Genomic DNA, 15652 nt, shown 5'->3' on the forward strand with positions numbered 1-15652 from the left:
ACAACGGCAATCTGACTGTCGTTGGCTTCACGCTCCCCACTAATCTAGGTCGCCGATTGTTGGCAGATTGGATTTCCCGCGGCGGTCCGAAGGGGCAACAGGGTCGTTTCAACAGGTCCGTTGTGCAGATACCAATAGCACCCGTTTTCCGGCATAAGTCGGGCTGTCAAAAGATCCTGATTGGGTCCCGCCATCGCTACGACGGCTTCCGGCACTTGTCTGGCTCCAGTAGTATCGGATGCACCCGTGAAAGAACCGGAGCATGCTCCCAACGATAGCGCAGCTACAACGATCAAACCGGTTTGAGGATACATCCGCATAACTCTTCTACTTTCAAAAAATCTTCACTTGAGTTCCGATTTCGGCAAGCCCGAACAGTTCCTTGATATGCTCGTTGTATAGACCAATACAACCATTCGACGACTGTCTGCCGATCTTGCGTGTGTCGCCGGTCCCGTGCACCCGGTAATACTGCCACGACAGATAGAGCGCGTGCGTCCCAAGTGGATTGTCGGGGCCGGGGCCGACAAAGTCCGGCCATTCGGGATTGCGCTCCTTCATCGACGGCGTAGGCCGCCAGCTCGGGCCATCCACTTTGCGGACGACTTCGGTATAGCCGCGACGTGTCAGCTCCTCCGTAAGTGGGATGCTGGAGGGGTAGAGCTTGTAAAGGCTTTCGTCCTCAGACCAGAACTGCACCGCGCGGGAGTCGATGTCGCAGAGGATTGCGCCGTTTCGCAGATTATCGAAATGGTCTTGCCAAGACGCAACCCTAAACCCGGATATATTACTACGCACCGTTGGTGCCGCCAGACCATCGTTTGTCTGTGCCGTGACCGTGCCAGTTCCGAAAACCAATCCGCTCGCGGCGGCCCCCAGAAGCGCAGCCCTACGTGTAACTGCTTTTTCGTTTGCTCGTTTCATCGTCAAAGCCTCCAACCATATCTGTTTTTTTTGCACTATCCGACCTCCACCAACTAGAGCTTCAACAGGCTATTATTCACAAAACCGTGAGATCATCAGTCCTTACGCTGTCAGAGAAACCTCCGGGTTGTGTGCAGATAGTTGCGATATGCGTCTCCAAACCGATCAATCAACCAGCGCTCTTCAGCGAACACCGCGAGGACCAATGCCGCAATGCCAGTGCAAATCACCGGCCATGCAAGGATCGACGCGGAGAACAGCCCGATCCCGATGAGGATCGCGATGTCGGCGACATACTGAGGATTGCGGGAGAACAGGTATAGGCCACCGCTTCGAAGAACGCCGTCGTCGCCACTTGTCGCGCCCATCCCGAGTTGCATGACAGCAGACCAGACGACGGCATTGCCTAGAACGATCAGGCCAAACCCAAGACCCCAGCGTATCGCCCAATGAAAATCGAATGCTCCCCATTCCAGAAAGCCCAGGATTATGGTGGACCCAAAGCCCAAGCACGTCATCCCCCAGACGATGGTTTTATGGGTCGCGGTAGAGCGCTCCGGGGGCCAGACACGGCGCTCCGGTTGAAAGATCGACCAGAGTATGCCCGCGATCAGCAGGAGATTTGCGGCACACCCCAGCAGGAGGATCAGGGTCTTGAGGTCATCCATGACCATACCTGTCTGCGTCCTGATGCTTGTTCCGTGACCGTTCGAATTCCAGTGTGGAATGGTCGATACCAAACTGGTCTTTCAGCCGCGCCTTGATCGCCGCCTTGATACTGTCGAGGTCATCCCAGCGGTCGTTCTCGATCACGACATGCGTATCGAGGGCGGCGCGATGTTCCTGCATTTGCCAGAAATGCGCCTGGTGCAGTTCTTCCACGCCGCCCAAGTCCTCGACGGATGCGATGACCTCGTCCGTGTCGATGTCGGGCGGACTACCCAGCATCAGGGTGCGGATCGGCCCACCGATCTCGGTGAACGCGAGCCAGAGGATATATGCGGCAATGCCAATGGTGATCGCTGGATCGACCCAGCGGATGTCGTAGAGCAGGATCAACACACCGCCGACGATCACCGCCACCGAGGCCAGTGCATCGCTGAGGTTGTGCAGAAACAAGGCGCGAATATTTACGCTGCCCTTCTGCATGGAATAGGTCAGAAACGCCGTCAGTGTGTCGATGAACAGCGCCACGCCACCCAGTATTACCACGGTCCAACCGGCGACTTCCGGCGGGTCGACAAAGCGCATCGCACCTTCATAGACCAGATAGAGCCCGATGATGATGAGCGAGGTATAGTTGATCAGCGCCGCCACGATCTCGACCCTGCCGTATCCAAACGTCATCTTCGCATCGGCGGGGCGGCGCGCAATCTTGCGTGCGCCGAACGCAATTACGAGCGACGCCATGTCGGAGAAGTTATGGATCGCGTCGGCGATCAGCGCGAGACTGCCCGACAGGATGCCGCCGACGATTTGTGCGATTGTCAGAAGACCGTTGGCCCAGATTGCAATAGCAACCCTCTTGTCGCCGGATTCGGCGTCGATATGTCCGTGATCGTGGGGCATTCTGCCATCCTCCTCTTATTTGCCGGGTCTGTCGTCGTGGACAGCCTTGTGATGTTCTCCATGCGCGTCGCGTAAGATTTCCACCCCGCCCCAAGCCGCGATACCTGCGACAGCAACACCGACAACGAGGTCGGGCCAGTTGGTGCCGAGCCAGGCGACAAGGCCACCGGCGATCAGGATCCCGAGATTGGCGACGAAATCATTGAGACTGAACGTATTCGCGGCCCGAATATTGACGTCCGGCTCCCGCAGACGGCCCAACAACCAGATGCAGATACCGTTCACGACAGCGGCTGTCAGCGCCATTGCAACCATAAGTGGGCCCAGAGGATCAGATCCTCCGACATAACGGCGCCATGCGTCGTAGAGAATGCCCGCTGCGAATAAGAGAAGCAGTGCGCCGGAAGCGTTGGCCGCTCCACGCTTCCACTTCGCTGAACGTGACAGGGCAAGCAGGCTAATGGCATAGACAAGGCTGTCGGACGTGTTGTCGAGACCGTTGGCGATAAGGGCGCTGGAGTCGCCGACTGCTCCGGTTGCGAAGAAACCGACGGCAATCGCGAGGTTGAGCCCGAGGACGATCCAGAGCGTGCGACGCTCTCGTTCATTCGATGTGCTGGAAAATTTGTTCGACATTTGGCAAATCCTGATAAAGCTATTGCTTTGCAACCGTTTGACCGGACCGCATGTTCCCGACAGGAATGTTTCTCGGCAAAACGGAGCATTGCCCGAGGTCCGGAATGAAAGGGACTTTACCGGTCCGCATCCACTTTACGCGGGCATTCATCCAGTGGCGGATCAGGTAGCGGTAAAGCAGCCCTCGCAGACGTCCGAAGGATTGTTGGTGCTGCGCATAAAAATCGTCCGGTGTCTCAAACAATCCGAGATCGGCGTTGATACCGGTTCTCTGGATATACGTATCGGTCCCGCTCCATTCGACCGAGGGAGCAGAAAGGCTATCTGTCCCGACCCCATACCCACACAAGCTTTTTATCTCATTCGCAAACCTGGCTTGAAGGGCGGTCAGGACCGCATCATCGAGAATAAAGCCTTCCAGATTGATCCAGCGTCCCTCGTGCCAGACTTCGACCCAGCTATGAAGGATCCTGTTCGGCGCCAGCGGATAGACGATTTCCGGCACGATCCCGCGCTGCAATGATTTGTGGATGGTGAATCCGTGCAGTCGACATGGAACGTCCAGAGCCCGCAGCAATGCCATCAGCAGCGTCGCCTTGGTGTTGCACTGGCCATAGCCGTCCCGAAGCACAGCCGAGGCGGGAAGGTCGTCGGCTGCATTGTAGCCGAATGCGATTTTGTTCCGCACGAAGTCATAGGCCGCACCGATCCGGTCGTGTTCGGACAAATCCCGCCAAGCGCGGGCTTCGACCAGTTCGGCTATCGCAGCAGTCTGGAAATCGAGAAGCCGCGTTGGACTAAGTTCAGCGTCTGGGTGGCTCATCTTCAGTGTCCTCAAATCAATTCGATGAAGAGGTAACACCTACAGTGACTGTAGCTTCAAGCATTTTCTTCAGGTATCTCGCGCTCCCCCGAGAATTATGGTTGCACCGATAAGCGCCACAACCGTTCCAATCAGATCCCAACGATCGGGACGTTGCCCTTCGACCAGCCACATCCAGGAAATCGACGCAGCGATATAGATGCCACCATATGCGGCGAATGAACGGCCTGCCGCAGAAGTCTGAACTTGCGCGAGAAGCCATGCAAAGACGACCAGCGACACCACACCTGGCAAGATCCAAAGAGGCGAGGACCCGGTGCGCCACCAGGTCCAGATGGCAAAGCAGCCTGCAATCTCGGCCAATGCCGCCAGCGGATAGGCAATTGCAGCGTTCATGCGCCGATCTCATCATGCTCCGTCAGGCATTCGGAATGATCGCGCAGAACTTCCAAAACCTTGCACTCGGCGACACTCTCGCCATCGCATTCGGCGACCATGCGCTTCAACTCCTTCTTGAGGGCTTGCAGACGCTTGATCCGCTGTTCGACCTGACGGAGTTGACGTCGGGCAATCGAGTCCGCTTCGGCGCAGGGCTGAGACGGGTTGTCTGACAGGTCCAGAAGTTCCCGGATGGAGTCGAGCGAGAAGCCGAGCTGTCGCGAGTGCCGGATGAAGGCCAGCCGGTCCAGATCCTTTTCGAAGTAACGGCGCTGTCCGCCCGCCGTTCGTCCGGCCTCATTCATCAATCCGATTTCTTCGTAATAGCGGATCGTCTGAACTTTGGTTCCGGTTCTGCGGGAGAGTGTTCCAATTGCCAGCATGTGTGCCCCTTCTGTCTACAGCGACTGTAGTTTATAGGAGGACCAACTCCCTTGAAAAGACGAAGGTTTCACATTGGCGTGACAACTATCCAGGAAAAGCAATTTTATGCTTGAACCTCTATCTGCTGTAGCTTGTATCCGCCACATCGACGAACTGAACAAATGGATGGCGTAAACGATGAAAATGGTCCGGATAGCTCTCTGGTCGATGGTGGCGGTCGCTGTCGTGATAGTCGCCACGCTCTGGATGACCGAACGTGATCAGGGTCCGGTTGCCGCCCGACTTGCACCCGAGGGCGAAGGTTTCAGCGCGGATTTCGAACTGACGGACCACAACGGCATGGTTCAGACCGAAGAGGATTTTCGCGGACGCTGGATGCTCGTCTTTTTCGGCTTCACGAACTGCCCGGACGTCTGTCCGATGGGGTTGGCCACCATCGCGCAGGTTATGGACGATCTCGGCAGCCAGAGTGCGGGTGTCCAACCGCTTTTCATCACCGTCGACCCGGAACGGGATACGCCAAGCGTTCTGGCTGAGTATATTCCGCAGTTTGGTCCAGGAATTCTTGGCCTGAGCGGGTCGTCGGAACAAATCGAACGGACAGCGAAATCCTTCAATATCTACTACCAGAAGGTCGACGACGCTTCGGCTCCTGAGAATTACTCCGTCGGCCATACGTCATCTTTCCTTCTGTTCGACCCACAGGGGGAGTTTGTCCGCATCTATGAATACGATCAGGATCCCGCACGTATCGTTTCCGATCTTCGCGACAGGATCGGCGCGTGACGGCTGCCTCTGATGCACAGGGGATAGCCTACCGCCCGGTAGCGCTGCTGCTTTCGGCATGGATCATTGCCTTGTCGGCATCGCTTGCCGTGCTTTTCATCGGCGAAGTCCTAGGGCAGGCCCCCTGCAATCTGTGCTGGTTCCAACGCGCCTTCATGTTCCCGCTTGCCATCATCCTGGGTCTGGCCGCCTGGCGATCAGATTTCTCAATATGGCGCTACGCTGCTCCTCTCGCGCTTTTCGGAGCGGCCATCGCTCTCTACCATTCCCTGCTTTACGCCGGGATCGTGCCAGCGCCGATCACGCCCTGCACCGCAACCGGACCGTCCTGCACGGATGACGCCATGCTGATCGTCGGTCTGCCGATCCCGTTTCTTTCGGTTTTGACGTTCGGGGCGATCCTTTTCTTTCTCTTTCAACTTCGACGGATTTCAACATGAATCGAAAGACACTCATTCTTGCGACCCTCGCCGTCGTGCTGGCCGTTTTTGCGGCTGGCGCATGGTTCGTATCACGCCCCAATCCGGCACCGGCGGCGACGGCTGCTCCTCTGGAGCAAAAGGACCGTCTCATCCGGGCCTATTCTCCCGTCCTCGGGCGCGAGGATGCGCCCGTGACGATCGTGGAGTTTTTCGATCCTGCCTGCGAGGCCTGCCGCGCGTTTCATCCCATCGTGAAACAGATACTGGAGCAATATCCCGACGATGTGCGCGTCGTCATGCGCTACACGCCTTTTCACGGTGAAGGGTCGGAGCTGGCAATCAAGGTGCTGGAAGCGGCCAGGTTGCAGAAGGTTTTCATCCCCGTGCTTGAGGCGCTCCTTGAAAACCAATCCGCGTGGGCCTCACACGGCGCTCCGGCAGCGGAGCGGATCATGGAAATCGCCGGAGCGGCGGGTCTGGATACCGCGGCAGCGGCGGACCAGATCAGATCGCCCAGCATCGTCGGCGTTCTCAATCAGGACCGCGCCGATGTCGAAGCCGTCGGTGTACGACAGACGCCGACCTTCTTCGTCAACGGCAAACCCTTGCCCGACTTCGGTGCAGAGCAACTTTTGGCGCTCGTAAGGTCCGAAGTCGCGGCGACGGCGGGCAACTAGAATGAATTGGAGAAACAGAGTGTTCAAAGTTTTTGCAAAGGGGTTTCTGGGTCTGGCGGTCGCTCTGGTCATGAACCTGCCAACAATGTCGGCGGCGCAGGACGCCTCAAATGACACTCTGATCTCGGTGGAAAATCCATGGGCGCGCGCGAGCATCGGCATGTCGCGACCGGGCGGCGCCTATCTGACCATCCGAAACGATGGCAAGGATACTGTCTCGCTTGTCGGCTTGCGCGCCGAAATTTCCGGCATGGCCTCGGTCCACGAAACCCGGACAAACTCTGACGGAGTCAGCAGCATGACTCCAGCCGAGGATATCGCAATCCCGGCTGGCGGAACGGTCGCTCTCGAACCCGGCGGCTATCATGCCATGCTGATGCAGTTGCAGTCACCGCTAGTCGAAGGAGAGACGTTCCCGCTGACCTTGCTCTTTTCCGACGGCACAGAGCTGGAAGTGAACGTGCCGATCCTCGGGGTCGGAGCCCGTGGTCCCGAAGGCTGACATCGGCAATGGGCAAAGCGGCGAAATTCATAGCGATTGGAGCAGTAGCGATTGTCTTCGCTCTTTTCATCGGATGGTGGCAGGTCGATGGGCCTGGTGCTGGCCCGGTTTCGGGCGAGCGGCCCCTGCCGCTGACCGCAATGGATTTCAATCTGACCGATCAGGACGGTGCGGATGTAAGCCCCGCATCGCTGATCGGACAACCCAGCTTGGTCTTCTTCGGGTTCACCTACTGCCCGGATGTATGCCCGACGACGCTTTCGGATATTTCCGGTTGGCTCGACGATCTCGGGACAGAGGCCGAGGATCTGAATACCATCCTCATCACCGTCGACCCGGATCGCGACACGGTAGAAACCCTGGCCGAATACGTTTCCTACTTTCACCCACAGATACAGGGGTGGACAGGGTCGGAAGACCAGATTGCTGACGCCGCCGAAGGGTTCCGGGCCACTTATGAGAAGGTCGAGGGCGCGGACGGCGGCTATACGATGAACCATACGGCTGGCGTGTTCCTGTTCGATGCGACAGGCCGTTTCGTGAGCATCATCGACTATCACGAACCACGCGAATTCGCCGTGCCGAAGATAAGGCGCGCGATGCAGGACAGAGCCGAGGGGGCAGAATCTTGAGATTGAGACATATCGTTCTGGGAACGACGGTGGCTGCGGCAGCGGTCGGCACGATTGCGAGCAGGACGCTGGTCTCAGCGCCCCCACCCGACAACATCTTTTTCGAAGCTCCGACAGCTCTCGTTGCTCCGCCGGAACCCATTGCTGGACCCGGCGTCATCGGCGCAGTCCGCGATCCCATGTCGAACAGCGTAGAAGCTGCGTTCCAGATGCCGGAGCTTCCTATTCTCGCACGTCCAGAACAAGATGATCTTGCGGCAATCGTTCAGGCCCTCGCCATGCCGCCTTGGGAAGCGACGGTCGAGACCGGTGATACGCTGGACGTGCTTCTCTCCCGCGCTGAAATGGATGCGCAGATGCGAGCGGAAATCGCACTCGCAGTGGCGGTCGAATATGATTTGCGTCGTCTTCGACCGGGCCACCGTCTGAGTGTCGGATTTCGCCTGGATGGTTCGCCAGCGATCGTGACATTAACCGTCGACGATGGGATCCGGATCGAAGTCACTCTGGACGACACGATTGCCGGCCGGACGATAGCGCCTGCCGCCTCCACAGTCGAACGGGCGGGTCAGTTGCTGGTGAGCGGGTCGATCTATGCGTCGCTCGACAGGGCAGGCGTGCCGCCTCGTTTCGCTGTCGATCTTGCACAAGTTCTGGGAGACACGGTCGATTTCCGCCGCGATCTGCAAGGTGGCGAAAGTCTAAATATCCTCTGGGGCCAGCCGATCCTTCCCGACGGGTCCGAGGTGGGCCAACCACTTCTGACTTATGCCGCGCTTGATCTGGCAGACGACCGATTCGAGATCGTGTGGTCCGACGAAGATAGAGGGCGCGCGACGGTCTATCTGAATGGCGAAATCCTGCGGACGGTCGCACCGCCGGTGGAAGGTGCGCGCCTGTCGTCCGTCTTCGGCCAGCGCAAGCATCCGATCTACGGCAACATGCGGATGCACACCGGGGTCGACTATGCCGCCGCGGCGGGGACGCCGATCGCGGCCACCGCGCCCGGACGGGTTTCCTTTATCGGGTGGCGAAACGGCTACGGTCGGGTGGTCGAGATCGCCCATGGGTCCGATACGCTGACCCGCTACGCGCACCTCAGCGCCGTGCCCGAGGGTCTGACAGTCGGGAACCGTGTTCAGGCGGGCGAGGTGATCGGCCAGGTTGGCGAGACAGGCACGGCAACGGCCCCGAACCTTCACTACGAAGTGCGCGTGGACGGACGGCCCATCGACCCGCTTGGCGAGGAATTACTGGCCTCAGCCGAAAGTCTCGATACCGGCGATGCCACGGCGATCCTGGAAGCAACACGCACGCGCTTCGCGACGACACTCAGCGAAGACACATGAATAATTTCAAAGGAAAAATGATGATCTACAGGCTCAGAACTCTCGCCGCCACGACACTTTTTATTGCCGCCGCCACGGCAGCGACCGCCCAGACCGCCATCCACGTCGGAAAGACGCGCGGCTGCGGGTGCTGTGTTGCCTGGATGGAAAAGCTGTCCGAGGCCGGGTTCGCGCCGGAAGGCGAGAACATGGGCGGTGCGTTGATCCGTCTCAAAATGGATCGCGGCATCCCCGTCAATATGTTCTCCTGCCACACGGCCACCATCGATGGCTACACCATCGAGGGACATGTCCCGCCAGCCGACATCACCCGTTTGCTTGAGGAACGTCCCGATGCCGTAGGTCTCGCCGTGCCCGGCATGCCCATCGGCTCACCCGGCATGGATTTCGGCGACGATATCGAAGCCTACGACGTCTTTTTGGTCAAAGCAGACGGCACCACCGAAGTCTTTTCGTCCTATCCGGCGAACTGAGGTGGAGCAGGTCGCAACTCTTTCGCCCGTCGCACTTGGATTTCTGGGAAGCCTCACCGCCGGTCTGATGACCGCCGTCGGAGCGACGCCCGTGCTTTTCGGCCGGACCCCTTCGCGCAAGTGGCGCGACATCTCCCTTGGCTTTGCCGCAGGGGTCATGCTCGCGGCATCGTTCTTCTCGCTCATCATACCCGCACTCGACGCGGCAGAAGGGCGATACGGAGACGGAGCAATCCCGGCGCTGATCGTCTGCGTGGCAATCCTGATGGGGATGGGCGTGGTCGCATTGATGAACGAGATGATCCCGCACGAGCATTTCAGCAGCGGTCGCGAAGGCCCGGAGGCTGTCTCGCTGCGGCGCGTGTGGCTTTTCATTATTGCTATCACGATTCACAACGCGCCGGAGGGTCTGGCTGTCGGTGTCGCGTTTGGCGCTGACGGTTTCACCGGCGGATTTCCCGTCGCCCTTGGGATCGGATTGCAGAACGCACCCGAAGGTCTTGCCGTGGCAGTCGCCCTGTTGGGTGAAAAATACTCGGCGGGCCGTGCGTTTGGCATTGCGGCGTTGACCGGCCTTGTCGAACCCGTCACCGGTTTTCTGGGCGCTGCGGTAATTGTTGTGGCCCAACCCCTTCTGCCCTGGGGTCTGGCCTTTGCGGCAGGCGCGATGCTCTACGTCATCAGCCACGAGATCATCCCCGAAACCCATCGCAGCGGCCACCAGAAACAGGCGACCACAGGTCTCGCGATCGGCCTCGTCGTCATGCTGTTTCTCGATGTCTGGCTGGGGTGAATCATGGCAATCCGTTCCCTTGGAATTTGCGTGTCCGTCGCGGCCTTCGCCGCCGACCAGGCATCGAAGGCCTTTGTCCTTGCCAACGCGGACACACTGGCCGCAGGCATTCCCGTCTTCCCTGGCTTCAACCTGATCTTTCACCGCAACTATGGTGTGACCTTCGGGTTCTTTCAGAACGTGCCATGGTGGGGACTGGCACTGGTCGCCACCGCCGTCGTTCTGTTTCTTGTGGTCTCGCTGATCCGGGCCACGCAAGCAGCCGAGGCGATCGCCTATGGCATGGTGATCGGCGGCGCTCTGGGAAATATTCTGGATCGTCTTCGCTTCGGCGGAGTGACCGATTTTCTGGACTTTTATCTCGGAACGACGCACTGGCCTGCGTTCAATCTGGCGGATGCCTTTGTAGTTTGCGGCGTTGGAGTTCTGCTGATCTTTACAGGACGTGAAAAGGTCGCCTCATCGGAAATATCGAAATAAGTGATGGTGTTTTTGACCGGCATCACCGCTCCAAGGGTTCGGAGAGTGACGGGCATTGCCCGCACGCTCGGCGCATTTTCCCTCGGTGCTCTGGCGGTTTGCGCTCTGCCGCCGTTTTCTACACCGGTGGTTCTGCCCATCGCATTTGGTGGGCTGTATCTCATCACGGTCGGAGAGAGCCGCAAACGGGCCGGTCTTGCCGGGTGGATGTTCGGCGTCGGCTTCTTCCTGTTCGGACTGTCCTGGATCGCAGAGAGCTTTTTTGTCGATGCGGAGCGGTTCGGCTGGATGGCTGTCCCTGCGGTGGCGGGACTGTCAGCGGGACTTGCCCTGTTTCCGGCGGCGGCGATGGCGGCGTTCGCATCCAGCAAAGCGCATGGTGTGCCTGGCGCATTGATCTTCGCCGTCTGCTGGTCAGTCTCGGAATGGCTCCGCGGCACGGTTCTGACGGGTTTTCCCTGGAACCTGATTGGTTATGCGTGGGCCGACTATGACATACCGCGTCAGATGGCGGCATGGGTCGGAAGCTACGGACTCGGCCTTCTCACGGTTCTGCTGTCGGTCCTGCCCGTCACGCTCCTTGCACAGGATCGTCGGCAAAACGTCAGTGCCATCTTTCTTTTCACGGCGGTGGCGGCAGGAGTCGGAGCGTTCGGCATGGTCCGACTTGCGGAGCGACCGCTGCCGACCGACACCACCGTCAGGATCGTTCAAGGGAATATCCCCCAAAGAGAGAAATGGGCCCCTGCCTTTCGTGCCCGCAACATTGCGCGCTACCTCGACCTGTCGGCGCAACCGGGAGGGTTCGACCTCCTTCTCTGGCCAGAAAGTGCTTTTCCCGGCTATATTGACGAAGACGTCACGATGCTGGACCGGATCGCCGACCTTCTGCCTGAAGGCAGTATCCTTCTGACCGGGGCACAGACCCGCGCGCCGGACGGGAATGGCACGAGCTACAGAAATTCGGTGCTGGCGATTGATTCAAACGGTCGGATCGTGGCTCGTTATGCCAAGCATCATCTTGTGCCGTTCGGGGAATACGTTCCTTTCCGAAGCCTCCTTCCGCTGGATCGACTGACCGCAGGCTTGGGTGATTTCACGCCCGGTCCTGGCCCGGATACTCTCGATTTACCCGGCTTACCTCCGGTCGGTCTTTCAATCTGCTACGAGGCAATATTTCCCGGACGGGTCGTGGACGCTGCGGATCGACCGGGTTGGTTGTTCAACGCCACGAACGACGCTTGGTTCGGAGCGTCGCTCGGACCCAGACAGCATCTGGCTTCTGCTAGGATGCGCGCGGTCGAAGAAGGCCTGCCGATGGTACGCGCGGCGAATACGGGTATTTCGGCGGTTATCGACGGCTTCGGACGGATCGTTTCTCGCCTTGAAATGGACGAAACCGGCGTGCTCGACACCCCCTTGCCTGCTGCGCTTCCGCCCACGCCATTCTCGAAATATGGGCAAATGACATTCCTGCTTATCTTAGCAGCGTGCCTCGCCAGCGCCATCGGACTGAATTTCAGAAAGGACAACGAACTATGATCGTGATCTTCGGAGCGTTGGTAGGCGCCGCATGGGGCGGATATCTTGCAAAGAAGCGTGGTGGAAACAAGAAGGACATCGCTCAGTATGCGACGAGTTCAGCGATCGTATTCGGGCTGCTGGCGCTTTTCCTGTCAATCCTTCTTGCGCGCCTGATTTGAACGGCGCTAGGCGAATATGTCGATTGGCGTCCCGTCGCGCACCATCGCGTAAATATCTTCAATCTCGCGATCCGTCACTGCGATACACCCCGCCGTCCAATCGGGCTTGATCGCGTCGATGCCGGGCCGTGGCCCGCCATGGATAAAGATTTCGCCACCCGGCTCGCGTCCTTGAGAGGCGGCGTATGCGATATCCGCCTCATTTGGGTATGAGATGCCAACTGACAGGTGGAACAGGCTGTCCGGGTTGCGCTTGTCGATCGTATAGGCCCCCTCGGGCGTTTTTCCGTCACCCTCGAACTGCTTGTGCCCTTCTGGCGCAAAGCCCAGATCAATCCGGTAGGCTTTCAGAACCCGGGCGTTGTTGTAGAGGAACAAGCTCCGGTCGCCCTTGAACATTTGCAGCCGTGTGACTGCGGGCCCGTCATAGGTCCGGAATTTGCTGGCACATCCGGCGAGGCCAATGGCCAATCCTCCCAGAACCGCAAAACGACGTGTTGTTTTCATCATGTCATCCGCTCTATCAAATTATGCGTTTGCTTGTATCGGTCGCGGGGCATCGCATCAATCAATGCCCGTGCGCCAAGGCCCCTTGCGCCATTTTCTCTCCCACCTGGTCGCCCCCGGTCGGGGTGCCCGTATCGGTCGTGGATCGAAGCAGCCTTAGTGCATTCGCCACGACCAGTAGTGAAACGCCGACATCTGCAGCAATGGCACCCCACATGGTTGCCATGCCGAAGGCGGTCAGGCCGACGAATAGCGCCTTCGTCGCCAGTGCGATTGCGATGTTCTGATGGATGATGTTCATCGTCCGGCGCGAATGACCGATCAGCCACGGCACCTTGCCGATATCGTCCGTCATAAGCGCGATATCGGCAGTCTCGATGGCGGCGTCCGACCCTACCGCCCCCATTGCGATGGCGAAATGCGCACGCGCCATGGCAGGCGCATCGTTCACGCCGTCGCCGATCATCGCCACCACATCGTGGGTCGCGACCAGCTCCTCGATTGCGCGTACCTTGTCTTCGGGCAGCAACTCGGCGCGAACCTCGTCGATCCCGACTTCCGCCGCGACTGCGCGCGCGGTACGCTCGTTGTCGCCTGTCAGCATGACGATAGTTTTCACGCCCTGCGCATGGAGTTTCGCAACGATTCCCTTCGCGTCCGGGCGGATACGGTCACGTAGTTCGATCAGGCCGAGCAGTTGGTCGCCCGATCCAACGGCAACAAGCGTGCTGCCCGCGCCTTCGATCCGTTCCAGCAGGTCGCGGGGAATGCCATCACCCAGACCCTTCTCCAAAGCGAACCGGTCAGACCCGAGCCAGATGGACTTGCCTTGCCATGACCCTTCGACACCCCGGCCCGGCACAGTCCGTGTGTCCGTTGCCGCCGACCGCTCCAGCCCATCGCGCTCGCCACGGGCCAGAATGGCGCGGGCGAGTGGGTGTGACGACCGCGCCTCCAGCGCCACGGCGGCACTCAGCAAATCACGGTCTGTCGTGCCGTTCAGCGGATGCAGACCCGCGACTTCCGGCTCGCCCATCGTGATCGTGCCGGTCTTGTCCATTGCCAGCGCTGTCAGCCGAGACGGAGCCTCGACATAGGCCCCGCCCTTGATCAGCACGCCGTTGCGCGCGGAAGCGGCAAGCGAGGCCACGATCGAAACCGGCGTGGAAATGACCAGCGCACAGGGGCAGGCGATGACCAGCAGCACCAGCGCGTTGTAGATCCAGTAGCTCCACGCGCCCGCGAACAGCAGCGGGGGCACGACGGCAATCAGCAGGGCGAGCACCATGACGATGGGCGTGTAGATGCGTGCGAACTTCGTGACCCACTGCTCCACCTCGGCCCGCCTCGAATGGGCGTCGCCCACCATGCGGATGATCTTCGACAGCACCGTATCGCCTGCGGCCTTCGTCGCCCGAACCGTCAGCGTGCCGTCGCCGTTGATCGTCCCGGCATAGACCTCGTCGCCGGTTTCCTTGGCGACAAGCGCACTCTCGCCGGTAATCGGAGCCTGGTTCACGTCGCCGCGCCCGTCGGCCACTTCGCCGTCGAGCGGAATCCTGTCGCCGCCCCGCACCACGAAACGGTCGCCGATGGCGACCTCGGCTGCCGGAACGTCCGCCTCGCTTCCATCGTCCCGGATGACCCGGGCCGTTGGTGGAGCCAGGTCCAGCAACGCCGAGACGGCATTTCGCGCACGCCCCACGCTCCAGGATTCCAACGTGAGCGACAGAGCAAAGAAGAACGCGACTGTCGCCGCTTCGAAATATTCGCCCAAGGCGATGGCACCTGCGACGGCGACGATCATCAGCAGGTTCATGTCCGGCGACAACCTGCGCGCCGCCGACCATGCCTTTGGCGCGACCAGCCAAGCCCCCAGAACCACCGCCAACAGAAACAGACCGATTTCGATGAAAGGCATTGAGGTCTCGCCATGACCGGAAAACAGCCGCAACGCCCCTCCTGCTCCGGTCTCGATGATGTGATAGATAAAGCCTGCCGCCCAGAAGCCGCCGCTCAGCCCGGTAAAGAGGCGCTGGCGAGCGAAATGCGCCGCCTGATCTTCTTCGGCGGTTTCAGCGTCCCAGATCTTCGCGCTCATCCCTGTCGAGCCAACGACCTTGATGATGTGATCATCGCTCACGGAACCGGCGCTTTTCAGGATCGTCATGCGACCGTTCAAAACGTCGAACGCCAGATTGTCCGATCCACCGACTACAGGCCCGACGACACGGTTCAGGATCGCGACTTCTTCGGCACAATCGAGACCGTTTACGCGAAAACTTCGTCCTGCCGACTCCGGGGTGGTCGACACCTCCGCAACAGTCTCGGCGGTCTGACCGCAGCAGACTTTTGTGTCTTTACGGTTACTCTGATGAACGTGTGCATGCTTGCTAGGACCGTCGTCTTGCATTGGAAACCTCGAAAAATGAGCGCTAAATGGAAGATAGGAGCTTCAGTTGCTAGAGGTTCAAGAAGTTTCTTGCATGTTCCAGTCGTGAGACCGTCACAGGTCAACATTGAACATCCGTTGAATTGTTCGGGCACGAAAGCA

General features: G+C 59.4%; 21 protein-coding genes. 11 read left to right on the forward strand and 10 right to left on the reverse strand.

Annotation, left to right across the window (positions count from 1 at the left end):
- Positions 1–44: 44 nt before the first annotated feature.
- The 8 genes from Q1A06_RS17280 to Q1A06_RS17315 all read right to left on the reverse strand — a co-directional run bounded on the left by Q1A06_RS17280 (position 45) and on the right by Q1A06_RS17315 (position 4773).
- Positions 45–314: a hypothetical protein gene (locus tag Q1A06_RS17280; protein ID WP_299566582.1), complete on the reverse strand. Its 270-nt coding sequence runs from the start codon at positions 312–314 to the stop codon at positions 45–47.
- A 19-nt stretch (positions 315–333) separates the two neighbouring features.
- On the reverse strand, positions 334–924 hold the full coding sequence (locus Q1A06_RS17285) for a L,D-transpeptidase (protein ID WP_299566584.1): 591 nt from the start codon (positions 922–924) through the stop codon (positions 334–336).
- A gap of 110 nt (positions 925–1034) precedes the next feature.
- Complete coding sequence (locus Q1A06_RS17290; protein ID WP_299566586.1) at positions 1035–1592, reverse strand: methyltransferase; 558 nt, start codon at positions 1590–1592, stop codon at positions 1035–1037.
- Positions 1585–2493, reverse strand: a complete 909-nt coding sequence (locus Q1A06_RS17295; RefSeq protein WP_299566588.1) for a cation diffusion facilitator family transporter — start codon at positions 2491–2493, stop codon at positions 1585–1587. The genes Q1A06_RS17290 and Q1A06_RS17295 overlap by 8 nt, the downstream gene beginning before the upstream one ends.
- A 15-nt stretch (positions 2494–2508) precedes the next feature.
- Positions 2509–3129, reverse strand: a complete 621-nt coding sequence (locus tag Q1A06_RS17300; protein WP_299566590.1) for a cation transporter — start codon at positions 3127–3129, stop codon at positions 2509–2511.
- Positions 3130–3148: 19 nt separating this feature from the next.
- Positions 3149–3952 carry a transglutaminase family protein gene (locus Q1A06_RS17305; RefSeq protein ID WP_299566592.1) on the reverse strand — a complete coding sequence of 268 codons (804 nt, stop codon included), beginning with the start codon at positions 3950–3952 and terminating at the stop codon, positions 3149–3151.
- A 69-nt stretch (positions 3953–4021) separates the two neighbouring features.
- Complete coding sequence (locus Q1A06_RS17310) at positions 4022–4348, reverse strand: YnfA family protein (RefSeq protein ID WP_299566593.1); 327 nt, start codon at positions 4346–4348, stop codon at positions 4022–4024.
- The gene (locus Q1A06_RS17315) at positions 4345–4773 is read right to left on the reverse strand and encodes a helix-turn-helix domain-containing protein (protein ID WP_299566595.1); all 429 of its coding nucleotides are present in this window, start codon (positions 4771–4773) and stop codon (positions 4345–4347) included. The genes Q1A06_RS17310 and Q1A06_RS17315 overlap by 4 nt, the downstream gene beginning before the upstream one ends.
- A gap of 247 nt (positions 4774–5020) precedes the next feature.
- Between Q1A06_RS17315 and Q1A06_RS17320 the strand changes: the two genes are divergently transcribed.
- From Q1A06_RS17320 to Q1A06_RS17370, 11 genes are all read left to right on the forward strand, one after another.
- Positions 5021–5560 carry an SCO family protein gene (locus tag Q1A06_RS17320; protein WP_299566729.1) on the forward strand — a complete coding sequence of 180 codons (540 nt, stop codon included), beginning with the start codon at positions 5021–5023 and terminating at the stop codon, positions 5558–5560.
- On the forward strand, positions 5557–6000 hold the full coding sequence (locus Q1A06_RS17325) for a disulfide bond formation protein B (RefSeq protein WP_299566597.1): 444 nt from the start codon (positions 5557–5559) through the stop codon (positions 5998–6000). The genes Q1A06_RS17320 and Q1A06_RS17325 overlap by 4 nt, the downstream gene beginning before the upstream one ends.
- A complete protein-coding gene (locus tag Q1A06_RS17330; protein WP_299566599.1) occupies positions 5997–6659 on the forward strand; it encodes a thioredoxin domain-containing protein in 663 nt (220 codons plus the stop codon). The genes Q1A06_RS17325 and Q1A06_RS17330 overlap by 4 nt, the downstream gene beginning before the upstream one ends.
- A gap of 70 nt (positions 6660–6729) precedes the next feature.
- Complete coding sequence (locus Q1A06_RS17335) at positions 6730–7161, forward strand: copper chaperone PCu(A)C (RefSeq protein WP_299566731.1); 432 nt, start codon at positions 6730–6732, stop codon at positions 7159–7161.
- Between the two features lie 8 nt (positions 7162–7169).
- On the forward strand, positions 7170–7793 hold the full coding sequence (locus Q1A06_RS17340) for an SCO family protein (protein ID WP_299566601.1): 624 nt from the start codon (positions 7170–7172) through the stop codon (positions 7791–7793).
- Positions 7790–9142 (forward strand): M23 family metallopeptidase, encoded by a 1353-nt coding sequence (locus tag Q1A06_RS17345; RefSeq protein WP_299566603.1) that lies wholly within the window; start codon positions 7790–7792, stop codon positions 9140–9142. Before Q1A06_RS17340 ends, Q1A06_RS17345 begins: the two co-directional genes overlap by 4 nt.
- Before the next feature lie 20 nt (positions 9143–9162).
- Positions 9163–9615: a DUF411 domain-containing protein gene (locus Q1A06_RS17350; protein ID WP_299566733.1), complete on the forward strand. Its 453-nt coding sequence runs from the start codon at positions 9163–9165 to the stop codon at positions 9613–9615.
- 67 nt (positions 9616–9682) lie between these two features.
- On the forward strand, positions 9683–10408 hold the full coding sequence (locus Q1A06_RS17355; protein ID WP_299566735.1) for a ZIP family metal transporter: 726 nt from the start codon (positions 9683–9685) through the stop codon (positions 10406–10408).
- A gap of 3 nt (positions 10409–10411) precedes the next feature.
- Complete coding sequence (lspA, locus tag Q1A06_RS17360) at positions 10412–10888, forward strand: signal peptidase II (protein ID WP_299566605.1); 477 nt, start codon at positions 10412–10414, stop codon at positions 10886–10888.
- A gap of 45 nt (positions 10889–10933) precedes the next feature.
- The gene (gene lnt / locus Q1A06_RS17365) at positions 10934–12430 is read left to right on the forward strand and encodes an apolipoprotein N-acyltransferase (RefSeq protein ID WP_299566607.1); all 1497 of its coding nucleotides are present in this window, start codon (positions 10934–10936) and stop codon (positions 12428–12430) included.
- Positions 12427–12591 carry a hypothetical protein gene (locus Q1A06_RS17370; protein WP_299566609.1) on the forward strand — a complete coding sequence of 55 codons (165 nt, stop codon included), beginning with the start codon at positions 12427–12429 and terminating at the stop codon, positions 12589–12591. The genes lnt and Q1A06_RS17370 overlap by 4 nt, the downstream gene beginning before the upstream one ends.
- Positions 12592–12597: 6 nt before the next feature.
- Here Q1A06_RS17370 and Q1A06_RS17375 read toward each other — a convergent pair whose 3' ends face one another.
- Positions 12598–13098: a L,D-transpeptidase family protein gene (locus Q1A06_RS17375; protein ID WP_299566737.1), complete on the reverse strand. Its 501-nt coding sequence runs from the start codon at positions 13096–13098 to the stop codon at positions 12598–12600.
- Between the two features lie 61 nt (positions 13099–13159).
- Positions 13160–15511 (reverse strand): cation-translocating P-type ATPase, encoded by a 2352-nt coding sequence (locus Q1A06_RS17380; protein WP_299566611.1) that lies wholly within the window; start codon positions 15509–15511, stop codon positions 13160–13162.
- Between the last annotated feature and the right edge of the window lie 141 nt (positions 15512–15652).

This window comes from uncultured Sulfitobacter sp., from assembly GCF_947497275.1.
Lineage (GTDB): Bacteria > Pseudomonadota > Alphaproteobacteria > Rhodobacterales > Rhodobacteraceae > Sulfitobacter.

What these genes read in the sequence shown, in the direction of transcription:
- Q1A06_RS17310 (WP_299566593.1), bottom strand. Translation starts at nt 4,348, where the DNA reads ATGAACGCTGCAATTGCCTATCCGCTGGCGGCATTGGCCGAGATTGCA.
- Q1A06_RS17370 (WP_299566609.1), top strand. Translation starts at nt 12,427, where the DNA reads ATGATCGTGATCTTCGGAGCGTTGGTAGGCGCCGCATGGGGCGGATAT.
- Q1A06_RS17315 (WP_299566595.1), bottom strand. Translation starts at nt 4,773, where the DNA reads ATGCTGGCAATTGGAACACTCTCCCGCAGAACCGGAACCAAAGTTCAG.
- Q1A06_RS17335 (WP_299566731.1), top strand. Translation starts at nt 6,730, where the DNA reads ATGAACCTGCCAACAATGTCGGCGGCGCAGGACGCCTCAAATGACACT.
- Q1A06_RS17295 (WP_299566588.1), bottom strand. Translation starts at nt 2,493, where the DNA reads ATGCCCCACGATCACGGACATATCGACGCCGAATCCGGCGACAAGAGG.
- Q1A06_RS17355 (WP_299566735.1), top strand. Translation starts at nt 9,683, where the DNA reads ATGACCGCCGTCGGAGCGACGCCCGTGCTTTTCGGCCGGACCCCTTCG.
- Q1A06_RS17280 (WP_299566582.1), bottom strand. Translation starts at nt 314, where the DNA reads ATGTATCCTCAAACCGGTTTGATCGTTGTAGCTGCGCTATCGTTGGGA.
- Q1A06_RS17350 (WP_299566733.1), top strand. Translation starts at nt 9,163, where the DNA reads ATGATCTACAGGCTCAGAACTCTCGCCGCCACGACACTTTTTATTGCC.
- Q1A06_RS17380 (WP_299566611.1), bottom strand. Translation starts at nt 15,511, where the DNA reads ATGCAAGACGACGGTCCTAGCAAGCATGCACACGTTCATCAGAGTAAC.
- Q1A06_RS17305 (WP_299566592.1), bottom strand. Translation starts at nt 3,952, where the DNA reads ATGAGCCACCCAGACGCTGAACTTAGTCCAACGCGGCTTCTCGATTTC.
- Q1A06_RS17285 (WP_299566584.1), bottom strand. Translation starts at nt 924, where the DNA reads ATGAAACGAGCAAACGAAAAAGCAGTTACACGTAGGGCTGCGCTTCTG.
- Q1A06_RS17300 (WP_299566590.1), bottom strand. Translation starts at nt 3,129, where the DNA reads ATGTCGAACAAATTTTCCAGCACATCGAATGAACGAGAGCGTCGCACG.
- Q1A06_RS17340 (WP_299566601.1), top strand. Translation starts at nt 7,170, where the DNA reads ATGGGCAAAGCGGCGAAATTCATAGCGATTGGAGCAGTAGCGATTGTC.
- Q1A06_RS17290 (WP_299566586.1), bottom strand. Translation starts at nt 1,592, where the DNA reads ATGGATGACCTCAAGACCCTGATCCTCCTGCTGGGGTGTGCCGCAAAT.
- Q1A06_RS17320 (WP_299566729.1), top strand. Translation starts at nt 5,021, where the DNA reads ATGACCGAACGTGATCAGGGTCCGGTTGCCGCCCGACTTGCACCCGAG.
- Q1A06_RS17330 (WP_299566599.1), top strand. Translation starts at nt 5,997, where the DNA reads ATGAATCGAAAGACACTCATTCTTGCGACCCTCGCCGTCGTGCTGGCC.
- Q1A06_RS17375 (WP_299566737.1), bottom strand. Translation starts at nt 13,098, where the DNA reads ATGAAAACAACACGTCGTTTTGCGGTTCTGGGAGGATTGGCCATTGGC.
- lspA (WP_299566605.1), top strand. Translation starts at nt 10,412, where the DNA reads ATGGCAATCCGTTCCCTTGGAATTTGCGTGTCCGTCGCGGCCTTCGCC.